This window comes from Streptomyces sp. H27-D2, assembly GCF_035828615.1.
In the GTDB taxonomy this organism is placed as follows: domain Bacteria; phylum Actinomycetota; class Actinomycetes; order Streptomycetales; family Streptomycetaceae; genus Streptomyces.
The window spans coordinates 39,619-58,171 of the sequence record NZ_JAYMZR010000040.1 but is presented as its reverse complement, the minus strand read 5'-3'; the positions used below and the strand labels follow the sequence as shown (position 1 = coordinate 58,171).

18 protein-coding genes and 1 pseudogene are annotated in these 18,553 nt (G+C 70.5%); 6 read left to right on the top strand and 13 right to left on the bottom strand.

The features are described 5' to 3' along the window. Positions 1-228: 228 nt before the first annotated feature. Positions 229-1,860, top strand: a complete 1,632-nt coding sequence (locus QMK28_RS17320; RefSeq protein WP_443050750.1) for an ISAzo13 family transposase — start codon at positions 229-231, stop codon at positions 1,858-1,860. Here QMK28_RS17320 and QMK28_RS17315 read toward each other — a convergent pair. The 3 genes from QMK28_RS17315 to QMK28_RS17305 form a co-directional block, all read right to left on the bottom strand. Beyond that, the gene (locus QMK28_RS17315; RefSeq protein ID WP_326438863.1) at positions 1,846-2,613 is read right to left on the bottom strand and encodes a tyrosine-type recombinase/integrase; all 768 of its coding nucleotides are present in this window, start codon (positions 2,611-2,613) and stop codon (positions 1,846-1,848) included. The two genes, QMK28_RS17320 and QMK28_RS17315, sit on opposite strands and share 15 nt — an antisense overlap. After that, positions 2,614-2,817, bottom strand: a complete 204-nt coding sequence (locus QMK28_RS17310) for a hypothetical protein (RefSeq protein ID WP_326438861.1) — start codon at positions 2,815-2,817, stop codon at positions 2,614-2,616. Positions 2,818-3,296: 479 nt separating this feature from the next. Further along, a complete protein-coding gene (locus QMK28_RS17305) occupies positions 3,297-4,136 on the bottom strand; it encodes an SDR family oxidoreductase (protein WP_326438859.1) in 840 nt (279 codons plus the stop codon). A 92-nt stretch (positions 4,137-4,228) separates the two neighbouring features. Here QMK28_RS17305 and QMK28_RS17300 point away from each other — a divergent pair, with 92 nt between their 5' ends. Further along, on the top strand, positions 4,229-4,600 hold the full coding sequence (locus QMK28_RS17300) for a winged helix-turn-helix transcriptional regulator (RefSeq protein WP_283471928.1): 372 nt from the start codon (positions 4,229-4,231) through the stop codon (positions 4,598-4,600). Positions 4,601-4,642: 42 nt separating this feature from the next. Here the strand turns inward: QMK28_RS17300 and QMK28_RS17295 are convergent, their stop codons facing one another. The 10 genes from QMK28_RS17295 to QMK28_RS17250 all read right to left on the bottom strand — a co-directional run bounded on the left by QMK28_RS17295 (position 4,643) and on the right by QMK28_RS17250 (position 14,483). Continuing rightward, positions 4,643-5,257, bottom strand: coding sequence for a Crp/Fnr family transcriptional regulator (locus tag QMK28_RS17295; protein WP_326438853.1), 615 nt, complete (start codon positions 5,255-5,257; stop codon positions 4,643-4,645). 231 nt (positions 5,258-5,488) lie between these two features. Next, positions 5,489-5,971: a hypothetical protein gene (locus QMK28_RS17290; RefSeq protein WP_326438851.1), complete on the bottom strand. Its 483-nt coding sequence runs from the start codon at positions 5,969-5,971 to the stop codon at positions 5,489-5,491. A gap of 82 nt (positions 5,972-6,053) precedes the next feature. Beyond that, positions 6,054-7,238 (bottom strand): FAD-dependent oxidoreductase, encoded by a 1,185-nt coding sequence (locus QMK28_RS17285; RefSeq protein WP_326438849.1) that lies wholly within the window; start codon positions 7,236-7,238, stop codon positions 6,054-6,056. A gap of 29 nt (positions 7,239-7,267) precedes the next feature. Next, positions 7,268-8,944, bottom strand: coding sequence for a radical SAM protein (locus QMK28_RS17280; protein ID WP_326438847.1), 1,677 nt, complete (start codon positions 8,942-8,944; stop codon positions 7,268-7,270). Between the two features lie 49 nt (positions 8,945-8,993). Further along, positions 8,994-9,722: a TIGR04283 family arsenosugar biosynthesis glycosyltransferase gene (locus tag QMK28_RS17275; protein ID WP_326438845.1), complete on the bottom strand. Its 729-nt coding sequence runs from the start codon at positions 9,720-9,722 to the stop codon at positions 8,994-8,996. Then, positions 9,719-10,393, bottom strand: a complete 675-nt coding sequence (locus tag QMK28_RS17270; RefSeq protein WP_326438843.1) for a TIGR04282 family arsenosugar biosynthesis glycosyltransferase — start codon at positions 10,391-10,393, stop codon at positions 9,719-9,721. Before QMK28_RS17270 ends, QMK28_RS17275 begins: the two co-directional genes overlap by 4 nt. Further along, positions 10,390-11,178: an MTAP family purine nucleoside phosphorylase gene (locus QMK28_RS17265; protein ID WP_326438841.1), complete on the bottom strand. Its 789-nt coding sequence runs from the start codon at positions 11,176-11,178 to the stop codon at positions 10,390-10,392. Before QMK28_RS17265 ends, QMK28_RS17270 begins: the two co-directional genes overlap by 4 nt. Positions 11,179-11,182: 4 nt before the next feature. Next, entirely contained in the window at positions 11,183-12,616 is a 1,434-nt protein-coding gene (locus tag QMK28_RS17260; RefSeq protein ID WP_326438839.1) for a radical SAM domain-containing protein, read from the bottom strand. Next, a complete protein-coding gene (locus QMK28_RS17255) occupies positions 12,616-13,077 on the bottom strand; it encodes a MauE/DoxX family redox-associated membrane protein (RefSeq protein ID WP_326438837.1) in 462 nt (153 codons plus the stop codon). Before QMK28_RS17255 ends, QMK28_RS17260 begins: the two co-directional genes overlap by 1 nt. Further along, complete coding sequence (locus QMK28_RS17250; RefSeq protein WP_326438835.1) at positions 13,074-14,483, bottom strand: dihydrolipoyl dehydrogenase family protein; 1,410 nt, start codon at positions 14,481-14,483, stop codon at positions 13,074-13,076. Before QMK28_RS17250 ends, QMK28_RS17255 begins: the two co-directional genes overlap by 4 nt. A gap of 254 nt (positions 14,484-14,737) precedes the next feature. Between QMK28_RS17250 and QMK28_RS17245 the strand changes: the two genes are divergently transcribed. From QMK28_RS17245 to QMK28_RS17230, 4 genes and pseudogenes are all read left to right on the top strand, one after another. Next, complete coding sequence (locus QMK28_RS17245) at positions 14,738-15,517, top strand: class I SAM-dependent methyltransferase (protein WP_326438833.1); 780 nt, start codon at positions 14,738-14,740, stop codon at positions 15,515-15,517. Positions 15,518-15,600: 83 nt separating this feature from the next. Then, the gene (locus tag QMK28_RS17240) at positions 15,601-16,263 is read left to right on the top strand and encodes a TVP38/TMEM64 family protein (RefSeq protein ID WP_326438831.1); all 663 of its coding nucleotides are present in this window, start codon (positions 15,601-15,603) and stop codon (positions 16,261-16,263) included. Positions 16,264-16,793: 530 nt separating this feature from the next. Next, positions 16,794-17,873 carry a methyltransferase domain-containing protein gene (locus QMK28_RS17235; RefSeq protein WP_326438829.1) on the top strand — a complete coding sequence of 360 codons (1,080 nt, stop codon included), beginning with the start codon at positions 16,794-16,796 and terminating at the stop codon, positions 17,871-17,873. Positions 17,874-18,005: 132 nt separating this feature from the next. Then, positions 18,006-18,539, top strand: a pseudogene (locus tag QMK28_RS17230) (hypothetical protein); the annotation flags it as partial. Positions 18,540-18,553: the final 14 nt, after the last annotated feature.

The window sequence follows — 18,553 nt, the reverse complement described above, 5'->3', positions numbered from 1 at the left end:
CGCGGCACACCGAAAGCACCCGCGCGAAACTGAAACGCCTGGTCAGCCGCGGCCTGCTCCTCGAACCCGAACCCGGCCTGTTCACCCTGCCCCGACCGACTCCCTCCACGCCACGCACCGACTCAACCTGAAGCCCGACGAAGCATCACAGAACACCCTCTGAAGGGTGGAGTCGGAGGCGTCGCGAAATTGCGGGTTGCTTCCGGGACTTGGGTTCGTTGATGTGATATGGGCCGTTTCGATGAGTTGATCAGTCCGTTGCGGGCGAAGTTCGAGGCGGTGACTCCGCATCTCAACGAGCGGCAGTGCCGTCTGCTGTATGCGGCGGAAGCGCGGCAACTCGGATATGGCGGGATCGCGGCTGTTGCCAGGGCCGCGGGGGTCTCCACGGGGTGCGTCAGTCGGGGCCTGGTCGAGTTGGAGGACGATGCCGAGCCCGATGGCCGGGTACGCCGGCGAGGTGCGGGGCGTCCCGCGCTGGCAGCGAAGGACCCGGGGCTCCGAGCCGCACTGCTGGCGTTGGTCGAGGACAGCACGCAAGGTGACCCGATAGGGCCGTTGACCTGGACCACGAAGTCGCTGCGGCATCTGGCCACCGAACTCGCCGCCCAGGGCCGCGCGGTGGGTCGGGACGTGATCGCCGCATTGTTGAAGGAGGCGGGCTTCAGCCTGCGGAGCAACGCCAAGGTCCTGGCCGGCAGCGGTCACCGGGACCGCGATGCCCAGTTCCACCACCTCAACGACAAGGTGCGCCAGTTCCTCGACGCCGGCGACCCCGTGATCAGCGTGGACACGAAGAAGAAGGAACAGATCGGGCTGTTCGCGCAGGCCGGGCGGGAATGGGCCCCGCCCGGCAGGCCCGTGAAGGTCCTCGATCACGACTTCCCCTCCCAGGCGGTCGGCACCGCGATCCCCTACGGCATCTACGACGTCGGACGCAACACCGGCTACGTAGTGGTGGGCACCGACCATGACACCGCCGCGTTCGCGGTGGCCGCCCTGCGCCGCTGGTGGAAGGAGGAGGGGCAGGCCGCCTACCCGAACGCGCGCCGCCTGTTGATCACTGCCGACGGTGGCGGCTCCAACAGTTCCCGGGCCAAGGCATGGAAAGCGAACCTCGCCGCCCTGGCCACCGAGACCGGCCTGGAGATCAGTGTGTGCCACCTACCGCCCGGCACGTCGAAATGGAACAAAGTGGAGCATCGTCTGTTCTCGTTCATCTCGATGAACTGGCGGGCCCGCCCCCTGACCAGCTACGAAGTCGCCCTGAACCTCATCGCGGCCACCACCACGAGCACCGGGCTGAGCGTGAACGCCCACCTGGACGAGGGCACCTACCCCACCGGTATCGAGATCGACGCCCAGCACGCCGCCGCGCTCACCATCACCCCCGCCAGCTTCCACGGCGAGTGGAACTACGCGATCCCGCCCCAGCCCGGCGTCCCCGCCGCGCCCCTCCAGCCACCCACCCGCCGGGCCCACCCCCGTCACGCCCACACCTTCGACACCGCCATGGCAACCCACCCCGTACTGACCGGGATGACCCGACACGCACTCGATCAACTCACCGCAGACGTACGCACGTCGATCGATCAACTGCCCACCGGCCAGCGCCCCCGTCACCGCAAACTCGCCGTGGAAAGCATGATCTGGGCCGCCGTTCTCGATCAGCGCGGGCTGCCCTGCTCACTGACCGCCCACCTCTTCCGCATCGGCGAGAACCAGATGCGCACCCTGATCAAGCAGGTCCGGCCCCTGCTCCAGCAACACGGCCACCACGCAGAACCACTGCCCATCCGACTCGTCGACCCCAGCGAACTCGCCGCCTATGTCATGCACGCAACATCAACGACAGGCTGACGTGACACGCTCCATCAATTTATCGACGCCCCCGTCGGTGTTCCGGTGGCCGGCGAAGGTGGCGATCGCGTGCAACTCCCAGCCCATCCGGGCCAGATCGGTCAGGCACAGATGCCGGGTGGTGTGCGTGGAGAATCGCGGGACCCCGGCCGCCAGGGCGATCCGGCGGACCACCTTCGACCAAGTCCACAGGCTCAGCGGCTGAGCGTGGTTGCGCCGGGACTCCGACAAGAACAGCGCCCCTCGCGCCCGGCTGATCGTGGCCCGGTGAGCGAGGTAGGCCGACATCAGCACACCGGTCGACGCGGAGTACGGAACCACCCGCTCCAGCCGGTTCTTCGTCGTCTCCGCCCGCACCCGCAGCGTGCGGTGGGCCGGATCCAGATCATCGGTCCGCAGCGAGCACAACTCCTCACGCCGCAGCGCGGCGTCGTAGGCCAGGGCCAGCATCAACCGGTTGCGCACCGGCTCGGCACGGGCGACCTCCAAGATCTCCAGCCACTGCTGTTCGCTGGGAATCCACGGCAGCTTCGTCAGCCGGGGCACCAGACCGCGCTGGTGCCCACCCCGCTGCCGGCCCGGCGTGTAGCGACCCCGGCCCACCGGGTTGGACTCGCGCAGTCCCTCCTCCACCAGGAAGTCGTAGAACAGCCGCACCGGCACCAGCCGCTGCTGGATGGTGGCGTTCGCCAGTCCCGATCCAGAGTCGATCGAGATCACATTCGCCCCGCGACGGCTGGGCCGGTCGGTCAACTACCATACATAGATGGCAATATGGGACCGGCTGGCAGTCAGCGGATCGACGTTCTCCCGGTCACACATCTCCAGATACTCGACCAAGCCGCGGGCGTAGGCATCGATCGTCCGCGGCGCACGACCGAGATCGCTCCACATCTGCAGCCATTCCGCCGCCCGCTCATGCCGCCCCAGCACCGGCCACTTCTCGTTCCCGACCATCGATGAGGACAACGCAGCCCCGCTGTGCGTAGTAACGCCGAGGACGGAAGATCCACCCCTCGGCGTGATTCCACGTAACTTCTAAACGGATCAAAAGGGACGGATACGGCCGCGCCGGCTTCGACCTACTCCGTCTCCAGATCCTCCGCGCCGACTGAACGTCGTGACGCTCCGCAACTGCTCCACACAGAGTGGATCAGAACCCGGTAAATTGCCATTCATGTTCGAATCAGTTCCGAACATCCCGGGCTCGTGACATCCGTGACCGCTTTCCTGGAAGACATGGAACCGAGCGAGCGCCTTCGCAGGGCAGCGGGTGGGGCGGGGACGACAGTCAGTGAGCCGTTGGGGTATTGGCGCCCGCTCTACCTGGCAACTTCTGCCGGCCTCTCCCCTTGTTCTGGGAACGGCAGAATGTTCAGCGCCTCGTGCGGCTGCAGCCGCACGAGGCTGCCCGGGTGCTTCGGTTGAGTTGTGCCTCAGCGGAAAGCGGCGATGTTGCGGGCGACCCAGTCGTTGAAGGGGCGCGGGGCGCGGCCGAGGACTCGCTCCACGTCCGGGCTGATCCGCAGTTCGGTGGGGTTCGGGGCGGAGATGATGTCCAGGGTGTCGTCGGCGAGTTCCATCGGCACGAACTGGGTCATCGTGGCCTTGGCCTCGTCGCGGGTGAGTTCGTGGAACCGTACAGGCGATCCGAGTGCGGCGGCGATGGCCGCCGCCTGCTGACGTGGTGTGATCACCTCTGGCCCGGTCAGCTCGTACACCCCGCCGGTGTGCCGGTCGTCCAGCAGGCAGGCCGCCGCGACCTCGGCGATGTCCGCCGGATCGACGACCGGCACCCCCACATCGCCGAAGGGCGCGGCGACCGTCTCCTGCGTGCGGACGGACTCCGCCCAGGCCAAGGCGTTGGAGGCGAAACCGCCCGGTCGCAGGACGGTCCAGTCCAGGCCGGAGCCCCGCAACGCTTCCTCCACCTTGCGCATCGCGACCCGCGACGGGCCGAGCGGCCTGGTCGCCACGCCCTGCGAGGACAGCAGGACGACCCGGCGGACCCCTCTGGCCGCGGCCAGGGCGATGATGTCGGTCGGCCTGGCGTCGGAGGCGTGCAGGTTGCCGGACAACAAGAGGAACAGCGCCTTCGCCCCGTCCAGCGCGGGTGTGAGGCTTGTCGGCTCGGCCAGGTCGGCCGCCACATGCCGGACTCCGTCCGGCATCGCCGCCGCGTGCCGCGACACCGCCGTCACCTGCTCGCCCGCCTCGGCCAGGGCCTGCGTCAAAGGTCGGCCCACATTGCCGGTAGCCCCGGTCACTACGATCATGTTCAGCTCCTAGTCCGTTGTGCACTGAGGCAATTGACGCTACGAGCTGGGCTTACTTTTCGTAAGAACATACCCCGGGGTAAGCTCCGGACATGAGGGAAGGTGCGCAGCTGACGCAGGCTGAGGCGGGCCATCGGTATGAGGTGTTTCACACCGACTGCCCCGCGCGTGACGTGGTCGACCACGTGACCAGCAAATGGGGTATCTGGGTGCTGATCTCCTTGCGGAGCAACGACCTTCGGTTCTACGAGCTGCGGGACAGCATCCAGGGCATCAGCGAAAAGATGCTCGCTCAGACCCTGCGCGCGTTGGTCCAGGACGGCCTGGTCTGGCGGGAGGTAGAGCCGACGACGCCGCCCCAGGTCACCTACGGGCTGACCGAGTTCGGTCAGGACGTCAGCGAGCCGCTGACGGACTTGTTCAACCGGATCACACAGCGGCTACCGCCACGCAGCCCGGGATAGTGCGGTAGTGGTCGGCCTCGAAGGCGAATCCAGAGCTCTGAGTCACATGGGTGATGGTCGTCGCGCACCTGGCCTCGATCCTGGCTCATGAGTGAGCGTGACCTGCGGGTGTCCGGCCACGGGGCGCAGCGGCCGGGTCGGCGGGTTCGCGGGGATGAGGGTGATCAGGGTGCAGGCGACGCGCTGGGCGACGGATTTGAAGACCGTGTCGGACAGGCGCTGTTCGAGGTCGGCGAGGCGGCGGCCGAGGATCGCGGTGATCCGTGCGGCGATCCTCGGGTCAGAGAGCAGCAGCCGGTGTACGTCGTCGCGGCTCATGACGCAGACGGTGACGTCGTCGAGGGCCTCGGCGTAGTTGCCGTACATACGCTGTCCGAGCAGCACCATCTCGCCGAAGATCGTGCCGGGGTTGACGATCGCCGTGGTCAGGGCGCGGCCCTCGGCGGAGACGCGGAAGACGCGGATGCGTCCGCGTTTGAGGATGAACAGCACCTCGCACGGCTGGGGCGGGGAGTAGAGGATCTCGCCGGCGGTGTAGGTCTTCATCGGTGCGGCTGCCGCGATGGCCGCCATCTCCGGCTCGCTCAGGTCGCAGAAGATGTCGACTTCGGACAGGCACCAGGTACGGTCGGCGTCTCCCTGATGGGTCTCGCGCATGCGGCCTATGTCCTCGCGTCGGCCCGGGGCCCAGGGCGGTGGTGCCGCACCCCAGGGCGGGCCCGCCAGGACGTCGGCCTCCTCAGCCAGACAATAGGGCACCTGTACCTCGCCAGGGACGCCTCCGCTCACCTGCACCTCTTCGAGTGAAAGAGACCCCTCCGGTGGAGCACCCCGGGGCGGGGGCGCGCCCGGGGCGCCGGGCTGACTTGGGCGGTGTGCGTCCCATGCTCAGGCCGACCCTGTGCGCTTCTTGCCCATCATCGAGGCGATGCAGGCGAAGGCCAGTCCCAGCAGCAGCCCGAAGACGAGATGAGCGCCGAAGCTGGAGCTGGTGACGTCGTTCCACTCGAAGACCGGCATGCCCATGTTCGCGGGCATGATCCACATCGCTCCGATCAGCCAGGCCACGACTCCGAACCCCAGCCCGAGCACAGCGGCGGGCACCATCTTCTGGGCGTAACTCCCCAGGAGCGCGCCGAAGGCCAGGCCGAAGGAGACGGCGATGGCCAGGTGGATGAGCCAGCCCGCGACGGCGTTCGTCGAGCCCAGCAGACCGGCGACCATCGTGATCATCGCGGTGTCCATCATCGGCCTGGAGACGGACATCCAGATGCCCATGCCGATGCCTCCGACGACGCCGGCAGCGGCGCCCCAAGCAGCGTGCAGCGGCATGACGGCGGCTCTCGGCGATACCTGCGCGGTGGTTGCCATGGTGTACGACCTCTCTGTCTGCGTGTGCCTTCCTTCCTGGTCGACGCTATGACCAGTGCATCGGGAAGGTATGTGACCGCGCTTACGTACCGGCAGGTAGCAGCAGCGATTCTTCGGTGTAGGCGGCGCTGAGCTGGTCGATCTGCTCGTAGCCGGTGCGCAGCAGGAAGGTGTTGAGGCGGCCGTAGGACTTGGCGCCGAGGATGAAGAAGTGCGGCTCGGGATTGCGCAGGGCCTCGATCCCGACGGATGGCTGGGCGAGGCAGTCCCCGCCCGCGGATCCGAGGAGGGCGGCGGAGAGGTTCATGGGGGCGCCGGTGGCGTAGCACTCGTGGACCTGCAACTGCCGGTAGAGGGAGGCGTCGCCGGTGTACCCGGTCAGCGCCACGACGTGGTCGCAGACGATCTCGCGCGGGCCGCCCGCGGTAGTGAGGAAGGCGCGGACCCGGTCGCCGACGGTGCTCAGGGCCTGGACGTGGGCACCGGTGTGGACGGTGAGCCGGTCGTTGGCGCCGTCCGCGAGGGCCCGGGAGGTGTCCACGAGGTGCTGACGGCCAGGCAGCGTGTCGTCCGGTACGGCGCCCCAGCCGGGAGCCGGACTGCGTACCACCCACTCGACCCGGGTACCGGGCAGGGCGGCGAGGTCGCGGGCCGCGGTCTGGGCGGATTTTCCGGCGCCAACGAGCAGGACGGTGCCCGCCCAGCGGCCGGTGTCGCCGGCGTCCGGGAGGGTGCGGGTGATGCGCTCGGCGAGGACGCGTTCGCCGGGGGCGGGGATGCCGCCGGGGCCCAGGGTGTTGGGGTGGGAGTAGGTGCCGGTGCAGTCCAGGACGAGATCCGCCTCGGCGGTGTCCTCGCCGTCGGGGGTGTCCAGGAGGAGGGTGAAGGGGGCGGCGGCACGGGTGTCGGTGCCGATCTCCTCGTGTTTGAGCAGGCCGGTGCGGGCGATGCCGGCGATGCGGGTGGACAGCCGGATGCGGCCTTGGAGGGCGGGCAGTGCGGCGACCGGGTCGAGCAGGCGGGTCGCGAGCTCGGCTGCGGTCGGCCAGTCACCGCCATGGGGGGCGTGGGGTAGATGGGTGCGCATCCGGCGGGAGACGTTGAGGTCCCAGGGTGTGAAGAGGCGGACGTGGCCCCAGGCCCGTACGTGGGCGGCGACGGTGTCCCCGGCTTCGTAGACGGTGAACGGCCATCCGGCGTCGGCGCAGGCGAGAGCGGCGTCGAGGCCGACGGGTCCGGCGCCGAGGATCGCGACATGTGGCTGCATGGTGGACTTCCTTTCCGTACGCGTACGGGTCAGATGGCGCAGTGGACGGGGCGGGGCAGGGTGCCGTCGGTGAGGCGGGCGGCGAAGAACCGCTCGGTGACCAGTTGTTTGCCCGTGGTGAGCGGGGTTCCGGCGGGCGCGAGATGGAGATCGGGGCTGGTGGCGAGGTCGGCGCCGGCGGGGTGCCAGTGCAGCCCGTCGGCGGTGACGGTCAGTTCGGGGACGCTGGAGTCCTCGCCGATCTCCACTCCGGTCTCGGCGAAGCCTCGGCGCAGCAGCGGACGTACGGCGAAGTGGTCGGCGGCCAGGCCGAGTCCGGCCAGCAGCTCGGCGACCCCGGGGACCTCGTGGGTGTTGTCCTCGGTTTCGGTGAGGGCGACGCGCGGAGGCAATCCCAGGCCGATCAGGTGGCGGATGCCGTCGAGGGTGCGCTGCCAGGAGCCGGAACCGCGGTGGAGGTCGTGGGTCTGGGCGGTGGCGCCGTCCAGGGAGGTCTGCACGGTGAGTTTGCGGCTGGCTAGATCCGCGAGGCCGGCGGCGCGGCGGCCTCGCAGCAGCATCGCGTTGGTCATCACGACAGTGGGCAACTCGGCGGAGGCGTAGTCGAGGAGGCCGACGATGTCAGGGTGCAGGAAGGGCTCACCGCCGGTGAGATACAGCTCGGTGAACCCGGCCTGTACGGCCTCGTCGACCAGGGCGCGGAAGGCGGCGGCTGGCAGGGTGCGGGGAGCCGCCTTCGGGGAGGAGGCGACCGCGCAGTAGTCGCAGGCCAGGTTGCAGTGGAAGTTGGTGTAGAGCCACAGCCGCGACGGGAAGTAGGGGGTGCCGAACAGCGGGACCACGGGCCGGTCGCCCTCCAGGGCCTGGGGTGCGGTCTCTCCCCAGCCGTCGTCCGCCGGGCGGAAGCCCGAGGGCAGGGTGGAGCGGTAGAGGTGGTAGCGGCCCCGGGAGCGCTCGCGCGGTGGCAGGATCTCCAGGCAGGTGGTCCACCAGCCGGTCTCGATGGTCTCGGCGAAGATCTCGGGGAGTCCCGCGGCGCGCATCGAGCGGGCCTGCGCCTGCCAGTCGTACGCGAGTGGGATCAGCTCGGCGGTGACGTGCCCGTCAGCAAGGTCGAGCATCGCGTACCAGACGTCGCGGCGGCCGTCGTTGGCGGGTTTACCGAGCACGCCGACGTTGACGGCGAGTGTGTCGCCGATGCGCCGCTGCCAGGGCAGGCCACTGTGGGTGCACAGCACGACGTCGGCCCCGGACGCCTCGGCCCGCAGGCGGTGCTGCTCCTCGGGGAGCGACTCCCACCAGAAGTCGTTCAGCGCCAGGGTCGAGCCGTGGACCATGTGGACGTCGACGCCGTCGATCGTCTCCCGGCGCTCGGTGGGCAGGGTGCCCATCCATGCGGCGAATTCGCGGCCGGTGGTGGCGAGGGTGTGATCGTAGATCAGCTGGGCGTACTCGTTGTCCTTGGCGTCGCGGTAACCGCAGCCGCAGTCGGTGTCACCGCCTGCGATGGCCACGTCGTAGTTTCCGGCGACGCACTCGATGCCGTTGTCGGTCAGGATCGGCCACAACGCGTTCACGTCGGCGCCGAATCCGCCCAGGTCACCCAGGCAGAAGAGGCGTTCGCAACCGCGGGCACGGGCGTCGTCGACGAACGCCTGGAGGGCGTACGGGTTCCCGTAAGGCCCTCCGCAGACGGCGATGCGCATGGGGTCGGTCTCCAAAGTGTCGAAGGCAGAAGAGAGGAGGGGAAGGCGTTCAGGTCCGGCTGGTTCGTGCCGCTGACGGGCATCGGGTCCGCACGAGGCGGGGACCGGCGGTGTAGCGGGCGCGGATGGCCTCGGGATCGACGCCGGCGAAGTACAGCAGCTTCAGGTACTGCATGAAGGCGATCATGCGCCAGGTCCCGTGAGCGACCAGGCGGCGTGACGAGGCCGTCGAGGTGGCGGGCAGCAGGCGGAGTCGGCCGCGGCGGTGCAGGCGCCGCGACATCTCCAGGTCCTCCATGATGGCCAGGTCGGGGAAGCCGCCGAGGGCGGCGAAGGCGGTGCGGCGGATGAACATGGCCTGGTCGCCGAAGATGTGGTGGAGGCGCCGCGCGCGGGCGTTGGATGTCCACGCGAGGTAGTTCAGGCCGGGTGTCTGGCGGTCGAAGCGGAGGGTGAGGCCGCCTCCGACCACGGCCGGGTCGGCGAGCGCGGTGCGGATCTGGCCCACGGCTTCGGGATCGATGGCGGTGTCGGCGTGGATGAACCACAGGATGTCGCCGGACGCGTGCCGGACCCCCTCGTTCATCTGCTTGGCCCGGCCGCGCTCACTGGTGATCACGGTGGCGTGGAGGGCGGCGAGTTCGACGGTGGCGTCGGTGGAGCCGCCGTCCACGAAGATCAGCTCGCAGCCGGGGAAGTCCCGGCACAGGCGGCTCACCGCACCGTGGATCGTGGCCTCTTCGTTCAGGACCGGGACGATGATCGACACCTGCGTCATGGTCTCTCCGCGGGCTTGAGCAGGGCGGCGATCGGCGGGGGCAGCGCCGGATCCGTCAGGAGCGCGGTGGCGTCCTCGGGGGTGTCCAGGTCCCGCAGTGGAGGCAGCAGTCGCACGCTGAGCCCTTCGCCGTGGGCGAGGGCGCGGGTGGCCGCGAGGACCCGGTCGGTGCTCCAGACATCCGGGTCGAGGGCGAAGATCGAGGTGTGGGGTACTCGAAGGCCGATCAGGTAGTAGCCGCCGTCGAGCGCGGGGCCCAGCGCCACGTCGTGTGTGTCCAGGGTGGTGAACGCGGCGCTCAGATGGTCGTCGGTGAGGGTGGGTGCGTCGGTGCCGATGACCAGCAGCGAGCCCGCGCCGTCGGTGAAGGCGTCGGTGACGGCCGCGGCCAGGCGCTGTCCGAGGTCTTCACCACGCTGAAGCAGCCACCGGACGCCGGCCGGCACTGCCGTGCTGATGGCGTCCTCGCCGTCACCCGGGGCGTAGGCGAGGTAGGTACGCGGGGTGTGGGCAACGGTCAGTTCCATGGTGTGGCGGATGAGTTCGGCCTGGAGTTCCGCGCAGCGCTGCGGACCCAGCAGCGGGTGCAGCCGGGTCTTGACCGTGCCGGGCCGGGGCGGTTTCGCCATGACCAGGATCGCGGGGGTGCCCCCGTGGCCGGCGGCGCTCACGCGTCGAACCGGTACACGAAGCCGGCTCCGCTCACGCTGTCCAGGGAAGGCAGCGCGTGCCCGGCCAGCATGGCGAAGACTTCCTTGCTCGCCGCCATGCGCTCCAGCAGCGCCTGCACCGGTTCCGGTTCGGCGGCGACGCCGTTGGCGTAGTCGGTGACGAAACCGACCAGCGCCAGGGGCAGTTCGGCCTCACCGGCCAGCACGACCTCCGGTCCCGCGGTCTGGCTGACGGCACTGACCCCGGCTGCGGCCAGGGCGGCCACTTCCGGGCGCGAGTTGAAACGGGGGCCGTCGACGTGTCCGTACACACCCTGCGTCGCTACGGGCACCCCGGTCTGCTCGGCGGCGGTGATCAGCGCTTGGCGCAGCGGTTCGCTGAAGGGCCGGTCGAAGATCCAGTGGCCGCGGCCCGCCTCGCCGGGTGTGTCGTACCAGGTGCAGGGTGTGCCGTCGGGCAGGCGGTTCGCGGGGAAGTACAGGTCGTCGAAGACCACCAGGGAGCCCGGCCGCAGGTCCCGGTCGAGGGAACCGCAGACGGTGAACGACACCACGGCCTGCGCCTTGCAGGCCAGTAGAGCAGCCAGGTTGGCCTTGTGGTCCACCTGGCTGGAGAGCCGGTGGTGCCCGGCGTCGTGCCGGGACAGCTGCACGATCTCCGCGTTCCCGAGGCGCCCCTCGGTGACGTTGACCTCCCCGTGCTCCGTGACGACGGTCCGCTCGGCCGCCTCCTCCAGGTGGGGCCAGTCGTAGCTGCCGGAGCCGGTGATCACACCTACGCGCATGAAACTACTTCTCCTTCGGTAGCGTGCCGGACGGGCGGCCGGCGGGGGTGCGGACCTCGACGATCGGCAGCAGAGTGCGCAGTGCCGCGTTCTCGGCCGGGTCGAGTACGGCGTGCTGCACGCAGGCGGGGACGAGGGTGCCGTCCTCGGGGTGGGCCATGGCGTAGTGGCAGGCGGCCAGCCGCTCCTGGGTCTCGCGCAGCCGGGGCTCCGCGGCCTGCTCGCCGCGTTGCATCATCTCCCAGGCCGGGGCGACGACGTCGGCGTCCATGAACTGGTGCATGACGAACGTGACGGGGCGCACCCGCATCCGGTGGCGGGCCAGCCGCAGCGGTCCGACGCGGCGGGTGGTGCGGGCCAGCCAGCGAAGCGCCGTCACCGCGGTGGACGGGTGGCGGGCGACCCCCCGCAGGAGCCTGGCCGCGAGGAGTGCGGGCGGGGTGCCGGTGAAGGTGACCCTCCCGAAGTAGCGGAAGAACGCGTCGCGTACGGCGAGGTCGCGCGGGTCGTCGCCGTCGAGGAACGGGTACCAGCGGCGGCCGACGTAGAAGCCGTAGGCGGTGCGGTTGCAGCGAACATCGCCGTTCTCGAAGACCCGGTAATCCAGCCTGGTTCCGGCGCCGCGTTCGATCTCCGCCCACACCGCGTCCGGGGTCGCCTCCCGGAACTTCTCCTTCCAGCGGCGCTCGTCGCCGAGGAAGGCGGCGGGCTGGAACGAGAACATGCCGTAGCCCATGGCGTGGCAGTCGCGGATCACGCTCGCGACCTCGTCGAGGTTCCCAGGAGTGACGGTCATGTTGTGGGCCAGGAAGAACCGCACCCCGTGCTCGCTCCGCAGACGGGCGAACATGGCGGCGAACCGCGCCCGGTACGGGTTCAACGCCTGCTCGTCCGGCGGGCGTTCGATGCCGCGCCTGCCGTACATGAACTTGTCGAAGTGCGCGGCGAAGGACAACCTCCCGAAGCGCCGTGTGCCGTCCGGGCCGAGCGCGAGCCGGGCGAGATAGTCGTCGTCGAAGTCGCCGTGGGTGAAGCTCATCGGTTCCCGGCCGTGGTCCCGCATGATCGCCAGCGCGGCGGCGTGGTCGTCGGGGGTGAGCAGGCTGACCTCGCCGCCGATGAGCTGGGTGTGAGCGCGGGGGCCTCGCAGCTCACGCAGCAATCGCATCTGGGCCGCGAGCTGTTGGTGGGTGTGCGGGCCGTCGATGCGTACCTGGTTGGCATCCCGGGAGTGGTAGCAGGGGGTGCACTTGAGGTTGCACTTGGGGAAGACGCCGTGGGTGCCCTCGCAGCCGACGCCGTGCCGGCCGAGGATCTGGCCGGGCGTCCTGGCCGCGTCGGGGAGCTCCGCCCAGCGGCGCGCCATGGCCTCGGCGAACTCGGTGTCGTGGGGGCGGGTGGCGCGTTCGAGGGCACGCAGTGCCGTGATGATCCGCATCAGTGGTTCTCCCGCGGTGTCGGGACTTCCGTGGAGGTCCGGTCGGTGAGGGGCGCAGGCCGGGCCCGGCGCAGTCCGCGCCACAGCAGCCAGGCGTACAGCAGCATCAGCGCGTCCTCGACGAGTACGTACCAGCGCAGCGGCTGGGCGAAGTAGGTGCCGAAGCAGCCGCAGTTGTCCAGGACGAGCCCGCGGGCGAACGCCTGGTCGGCCAGGACCGCCCACACCACCGCGACACCCGTGTACAGCCAGACCGACGTGACGGCTCGGGAACGGGGCCGGGCGAGGAACCATACGGCCGTCACGGCCTCGGCACCGATCAGGGCCACGGCCAGGGCGGTCGAGGCGGCTCCGGAGGTCAGACCGTAGGTGGTCAGGATGGCGGGCATCGCGTCGAACGAGGCGAGCTGGCCCAGCGCCATCGCCGCGAGGACGGCGCCCAGGACGATGCGGAGGATCACCGGATCACCCCTCTGCGGAGTTTCAGCAGCGCGCCGATGGGACCGCTGCCACGGGCCAGACGGGCGTAGACGTCGGCCAGTGCCGTATGCCAGGGCCCGTCGGCGTAGGTGGGGTAGGGGTGCACGGTGCGGGCGTAGTCGGAGGGCGTCCAGCCCAGGCGCACTGCCGCCGCCAGATGGGCGATGGTCTCCCCGGCCCTCGGAGACACCACCGTGGCGCCGACGATCTTCCCGCGCGGGCTCAGCACCAGGGTGGTGAAGCCCTCGGTGCGGCCGTCGGCGACGGCCCGGTCGACCCGGTCGTTCTCCAGTGTGTGGACGCGTGCGCTGTCGCCGTACTTTTCGCGCGCCTCGTCGGCGGTGAGGCCGACCCGGGCGATCTCGGGGTCGGTGTACGTCACCCAGGGCACCGCCCGGTAGTCGATGGGGCGCCGTACCCCCAGCAGAGCATCGGCGGCGACCGCTCCGCCCTGCGTGCCGCCCAAATGGGTGAAGGCCGAACGGCCGGTCACGTCACCGGCGGCGTAGATCCGGTGGTTGGTGGTGCGCAGCCGTCCATCGGTGCGGACGTGACCGGTGTCGGTCAGCTCCACACCGGCCGCCTCCAGACCGAGGTCCCGGGTGATGGCGCGGCGGCCCGTGACGGCCAGCAGCGCGTCGTACGGGAGAGACCCACCCGGCCCGTGTACGGCACTGGCATCGACCTTCTCCGCACGGTAGCCGGTCAGTACGGTGACGTCCTCGGCCTCCAGTCGCTCCCGCAGCACCTGTGAGGCACGGGGTTCCTCACGGGGCACCAGCCGGTCCATCGCCTCCACGAGCGTGACCTGCGAGCCGAGCCGGGCGAACGCCTGGCCCAGCTCGCAGCCGATGGGTCCGCCGCCCAGGACCACCAGGCGGCGCGGGAGTTCGGACAGCTCCCAGACGGTGTCGCTGGTCAGGGGCCCGGCCTCGGCCAGGCCGGGGACCGGCACCAGGGCCGGCGAGGAGCCGGTCGCGATCAGCGCGTACCGGAAGGAGACCTCCCGGCCGCCCGCCGTCAGGGCTCTCGGGCCGGTGAAGGACGCCGCGCCGTGCACCACTTCGACTCCGTACGGGGCGAGTGCCTCGGCCGAGTCGTGCGGTTCGATCGCACCGATCGCCCGCTTCACCTCCCCCATGACCGCCGCCAGGTCGGCCGGGCCGGACACCGGCGAGAGCCCGTAGGCAGCAGCGCGGCGGGCCGCCTGGACATCCGAGGCGACGTGCAGCAGCGCCTTGCTCGGTACGCACCCCGTCCACAGGCAGTCCCCGCCCAGCCGGTCCCGCTCGACGAGCAGCGTGCGGGCGCCGAAGCGCCCGGCGGTGCGGGCCGCGGTCAGCCCGGCGCTGCCGCCGCCGATGACCACCAGGTCGTACCTACTCATGGTTCGGGCTCTCTCCAGTCAGTGCGCCGTCGTGCAACGGCCGACGCGCGGTCGTGGGACGCGAGGGAAACCCGGTGACACAGCCAGGGCCTTCCCTTTCCCGGCACCACAATCACGGCCAGGAAGGCCCACCCACGTCATCCGTTCGCGTCCGGCGTGTCCGAAACGGAATGGGGGACCGGCCCGGCAGGGTTCCCGACGGCGAAGGCAGGGGCGAGCAGTCCCCATGCGTCGGAGGTAGAGACGAGGGCTGGATGGACGAACCGGACTGGCGGCGCTTCATCGCCGCCTACCACCAGGCGCATCCCGGTATCACCGAGCAGCTCTTCTCCCTGGCCGGCACCTCCCCCTACGCCTGGCTGGCCGAACCGCTGGGCGGCACCCGCGGCACGGTCCTCGACCTGGCCTGCGGTTCGGCCCCCACCCACGATGAGCTTCCAGACGCCGACTGGGTCGGGATCGACCTGTCAGCGGCAGAACTCGCCGAAGCGGCACGCCGAGGCCGCGGACCGCTGGTCCGGGCCGGCGCGGACGCGCTCCCCGCCGCTTCCGCAAGCGTCGGCGCCGTCTGCGCGGCCATGTGCCTGCCGGTCGTCACCCCCCTGCCGCAGGTCCTTGGGGAGATCCGGCGTGTGCTGCGGCCCGGAGGGGTGCTCGCGGCGCTGGTGCCCTCCCAGTCCGGGCTCTCCCCGTCCGGCATGCTCACCTGGGTCCGGGTGATGGCAGCCCTGCGCGCCGTACGCCAGCCGTGGCCCAACCCGCAGGCCCGCGACGGACTCGCCGCCCTGCTGCGCACGGCCGGGTTCCGCGTCCGCTCCGACGAGCGACATGTCTTCACCCTCACCATCGACTCGGCCGACGCGGCGGCCCTGCTGGCCGATGCCCTGTACCTGCCGGGCCTGACTCCCCGCCGCGCCGAGGCCGGCAAGCGCTCCCTAGCGCGGTGGGCGGCCCCGGGGCGGCACCTGGAGCTGCCGCTGCGCCGCGTGGTGGCCGATCTTCCCACCGAGCAACCGTCACAGGAGCCGATATGAATCGTCCGGCAGTCCGACCGTCCACGACCGAGCGCTCGCTGTCCGATGCGGCCCCGGACAGGGCGGCGCCGCAGCCCGCGCGCGTGGCATGGATATGGCTGGCCGTCCTCGTGGTCCTGCTGGTGGGCCTCGGGGCCTGCGTGGCACTGGGGGGCGCGGACCTGTTGCGCGATGTGCGCCAGTGGGTCGATTCGCTCGGCCTGTGGGGACCGGTGGTCTTCGCGGTCTGCTACGCCCTGGCGGTGACGGCGCTGCTGCCCGGCTCCGTGCTGACCGCGTCCGCGGGGGCGCTGTTCGGGCTGCCGCTGGGGGCTGGTGCCGTGCTCGTGGGAGCGACGGCGGGTGCGGCCCTGTCGTTCGGCCTCGCCCGCTGGCTGGGGTGCCCGGTGGTGGCCCGGTACGCCGGATCGGGACGACTGGCCCGGTTGGACTCCTATCTGACGCACCGCGGGTTCGCAGCCGTCCTGGTCGTGCGGCTGGTGCCGCTGCTCCCGTTCTCGGTGATCAACTACGGGGCGGGGGTGGCCGGTGTCCGGTTCTCGTCCTATGTGACGGCCACGGCGCTGGGCATCGTCCCGGGCACGATCGTCTACACCGGGCTCGGCGGGTCTTTGGGCGACCCCGCCGCTCCTGGGCTGTGGATCGCGCTGGGCGCTCTGGTGGCACTGACCGTGGGCGGCTGGTGGGCGGCACGGCTGGTCCGCACCCGGAGCGCCGCGGTCAGCGTAACTGCCGGTAGCCGGTGACGCCCGGTGGGCCGCAGTGGCGCAGATGACTGCGGTCCACGCTCAGGCGATGGCGTGGGTGAATCCGGGCAGCAGGCACCACAGCGCGAACGGCGATGATCTCGCCGCCTTCTGCCGGATCGCCCAGGAAGCTCAGCGACCGGTCGCGTGGCAGGCGGTCGCCGCCGCGACACCGCCCGGTGCGCTCGGCGCTGGAGGAAAGGCCAGAAAGATCATGCCGTTGACGCAGCAGGCGAGCAGGACGAGCAGGAACGGAAGGCCGGACCGCCCACGCCGGAGCCGATCACGAAAGCCCCGTAGACGAGGAAGTCAGCGCTGATGCCGGGGAAGCCGCCCGCTCCGGTGCCGGCCGTGCACCGGCTGCGGGCCGGCGGCCCGTCGCACACCGCCGGGTGGGCTCGGACTGACCTGAGAGCGGCCCGGATCACGGAACAGCGGACGGGGAATGACAACCGTCGCCCAGCGGGTTTCCGTCGCGGCCCCGGCGAACCACCGGCCGGTGCGCGAGAACTCACTCATCAGGGAGAGACATGGCGACGATCGACGTATCCCCGGGGCGGCAGACGCCCGTCCCGTCCGTGGCGGACTCTGTCAAGGACTACTACGGCAAGGTGCTTGCCTCCTCGGCGGATTTGAAGACCTCGGCGTGCTGTACGGACGTGGCGCCGGCGCCACACATCGCCGCGGCTCTCGGGCGCGTGCACGACGAGGTGATGGAGCGTTTCTACGGCTGCGGTTCACCCATCCCGCCCGCGTTGGAGGGCGCCGCCGTGCTCGACCTGGGCTGCGGCAGCGGCCGGGACGTCTATGTGCTGTCCCAACTGGTCGGCCCCGGCGGCCGGGTGATCGGTGTCGACATGACCGAGGAGCAACTCGCCGTCGCCCGCCGCCACCAGGACTGGCACGCCGACCGGTTCGGTTACGCCAATACCGACTTCCGCCACGGCTATATCGAGGACCTGGAAGCGGCCGGAATCCCGAACGCTTCCGTGGACGTCGTGGTCTCCAACTGCGTGGTGAACCTCTCGCCGGACAAGCCGCGCGTCCTGTCCGAGATCTTCCGCGTCCTGAGGCCCGGCGGCGAGCTGTACTTCTCCGACATCTTCGCCGACCGCCGCCTGCCCGCCGCCCTCCTCGACGACCCCGTCCTCGTCGGAGAGTGCCTCGCCGGCGCCCTGTACACGGAGGACTTCCGCCGCATCCTGGAACGCGCCGGCTGCCCGGACGCCCGCACCGTCACCGCATCCCCGGTGACGATCAGCGACCCGGACATCGACCGGAAGATCGGCTTCGCCGCCTTCACCTCCCGCACCGTCCGCGCTTTCAAGCTCCCGCTGGAGGACCGCTGCGAGGACTACGGCCAGGTCGCCGTCTACCGCGGCACCATCGCCGAGCACCCGCACGCTTTCGACCTGGACGACCACCACCGCTTCCACACCGGCAAGCCGCTGCTCGTCTGCGGCAACACCGCCGACATGCTGAGCGCCACCCGCTACTCAGCCCACTTCACCATCAACGGCGACAAGAGCCGGCACTTCGGCCTGTTCCCCTGCGCCCCCGCCGACAGGCCGGCCACGCCGGGTACGGATGCCCCGTCGGGCTGCTGCTGACCTGGCAGCCCGCCGTGCCGCCAGGGCTCCCGCCCACCAGGACTCGCTTGCCGGACAGCGCCCTTCAACGGCGGGGTGCGCCCTGTCCCGGCGGCGTGGTGAGGTGATGAGCGAAGCGCCGTACCCGGGCCGATGCGAGAGAGGGGGGCGTCCGCTGCGGACTGTGCCGGAGCGGACGCTTTGATCAGCCACAGCAGCTGCAGGCTGCCGCTGCATGCCCAGCAGCAGGCGATGTGGGCGGCCACCCGCATCCGGTGCGCGCCGGTGAGCTGCCCGTCGGCATACGCCTCCACGTCACCGCGCAGCCGCACATGCCGTATCTTCTCCCGGCACTCGGCCCACACTCGCCCTGGTCCGGGAACGCGCTGCGTCTTCATGCAGCGGAAACCCCTCCTGCCGTACGCCGCATTCCAGCCTGCGCACGGCTCCTCTGGTGCCGCCGGTCACGGCGGCACCAGAGGAGCCCGCAGAGCACAAGAAGAAGGAAGAAGATGGAATGCGGGTCCAGGCAGAAGGGGTTTCCGCCGTGTGGAAGACGAAGTGACAGCGCCGCCAGACCCGGCCGACCCACGGGGCCAGGCGTTCGCCGCCTATGTGCTGCCGGAGGTGGAGGTGCTGCTGCGGGTGGCGATGACGCTGACCGCGCAGCCGGCGGATGCCGAGGACCTCGTGCAGGACAC

Bases quoted from the DNA above. Each gene is read 5' to 3' on its own strand.
- QMK28_RS17320 (WP_443050750.1), top strand. From the start codon at position 229: ATGGGCCGTTTCGATGAGTTGATCAGTCCGTTGCGGGCGAAGTTCGAG.
- QMK28_RS17310 (WP_326438861.1), bottom strand. From the start codon at position 2,817: ATGGTCGGGAACGAGAAGTGGCCGGTGCTGGGGCGGCATGAGCGGGCG.
- QMK28_RS17305 (WP_326438859.1), bottom strand. From the start codon at position 4,136: ATGATCGTAGTGACCGGGGCTACCGGCAATGTGGGCCGACCTTTGACG.
- QMK28_RS17300 (WP_283471928.1), top strand. From the start codon at position 4,229: ATGAGGGAAGGTGCGCAGCTGACGCAGGCTGAGGCGGGCCATCGGTAT.
- QMK28_RS17295 (WP_326438853.1), bottom strand. From the start codon at position 5,257: ATGCGCGAGACCCATCAGGGAGACGCCGACCGTACCTGGTGCCTGTCC.
- QMK28_RS17290 (WP_326438851.1), bottom strand. From the start codon at position 5,971: ATGGCAACCACCGCGCAGGTATCGCCGAGAGCCGCCGTCATGCCGCTG.
- QMK28_RS17285 (WP_326438849.1), bottom strand. From the start codon at position 7,238: ATGCAGCCACATGTCGCGATCCTCGGCGCCGGACCCGTCGGCCTCGAC.
- QMK28_RS17280 (WP_326438847.1), bottom strand. From the start codon at position 8,944: ATGCGCATCGCCGTCTGCGGAGGGCCTTACGGGAACCCGTACGCCCTC.
- QMK28_RS17275 (WP_326438845.1), bottom strand. From the start codon at position 9,722: ATGACGCAGGTGTCGATCATCGTCCCGGTCCTGAACGAAGAGGCCACG.
- QMK28_RS17265 (WP_326438841.1), bottom strand. From the start codon at position 11,178: ATGCGCGTAGGTGTGATCACCGGCTCCGGCAGCTACGACTGGCCCCAC.
- QMK28_RS17260 (WP_326438839.1), bottom strand. From the start codon at position 12,616: ATGCGGATCATCACGGCACTGCGTGCCCTCGAACGCGCCACCCGCCCC.
- QMK28_RS17250 (WP_326438835.1), bottom strand. From the start codon at position 14,483: ATGAGTAGGTACGACCTGGTGGTCATCGGCGGCGGCAGCGCCGGGCTG.
- QMK28_RS17245 (WP_326438833.1), top strand. From the start codon at position 14,738: ATGGACGAACCGGACTGGCGGCGCTTCATCGCCGCCTACCACCAGGCG.
- QMK28_RS17235 (WP_326438829.1), top strand. From the start codon at position 16,794: ATGGCGACGATCGACGTATCCCCGGGGCGGCAGACGCCCGTCCCGTCC.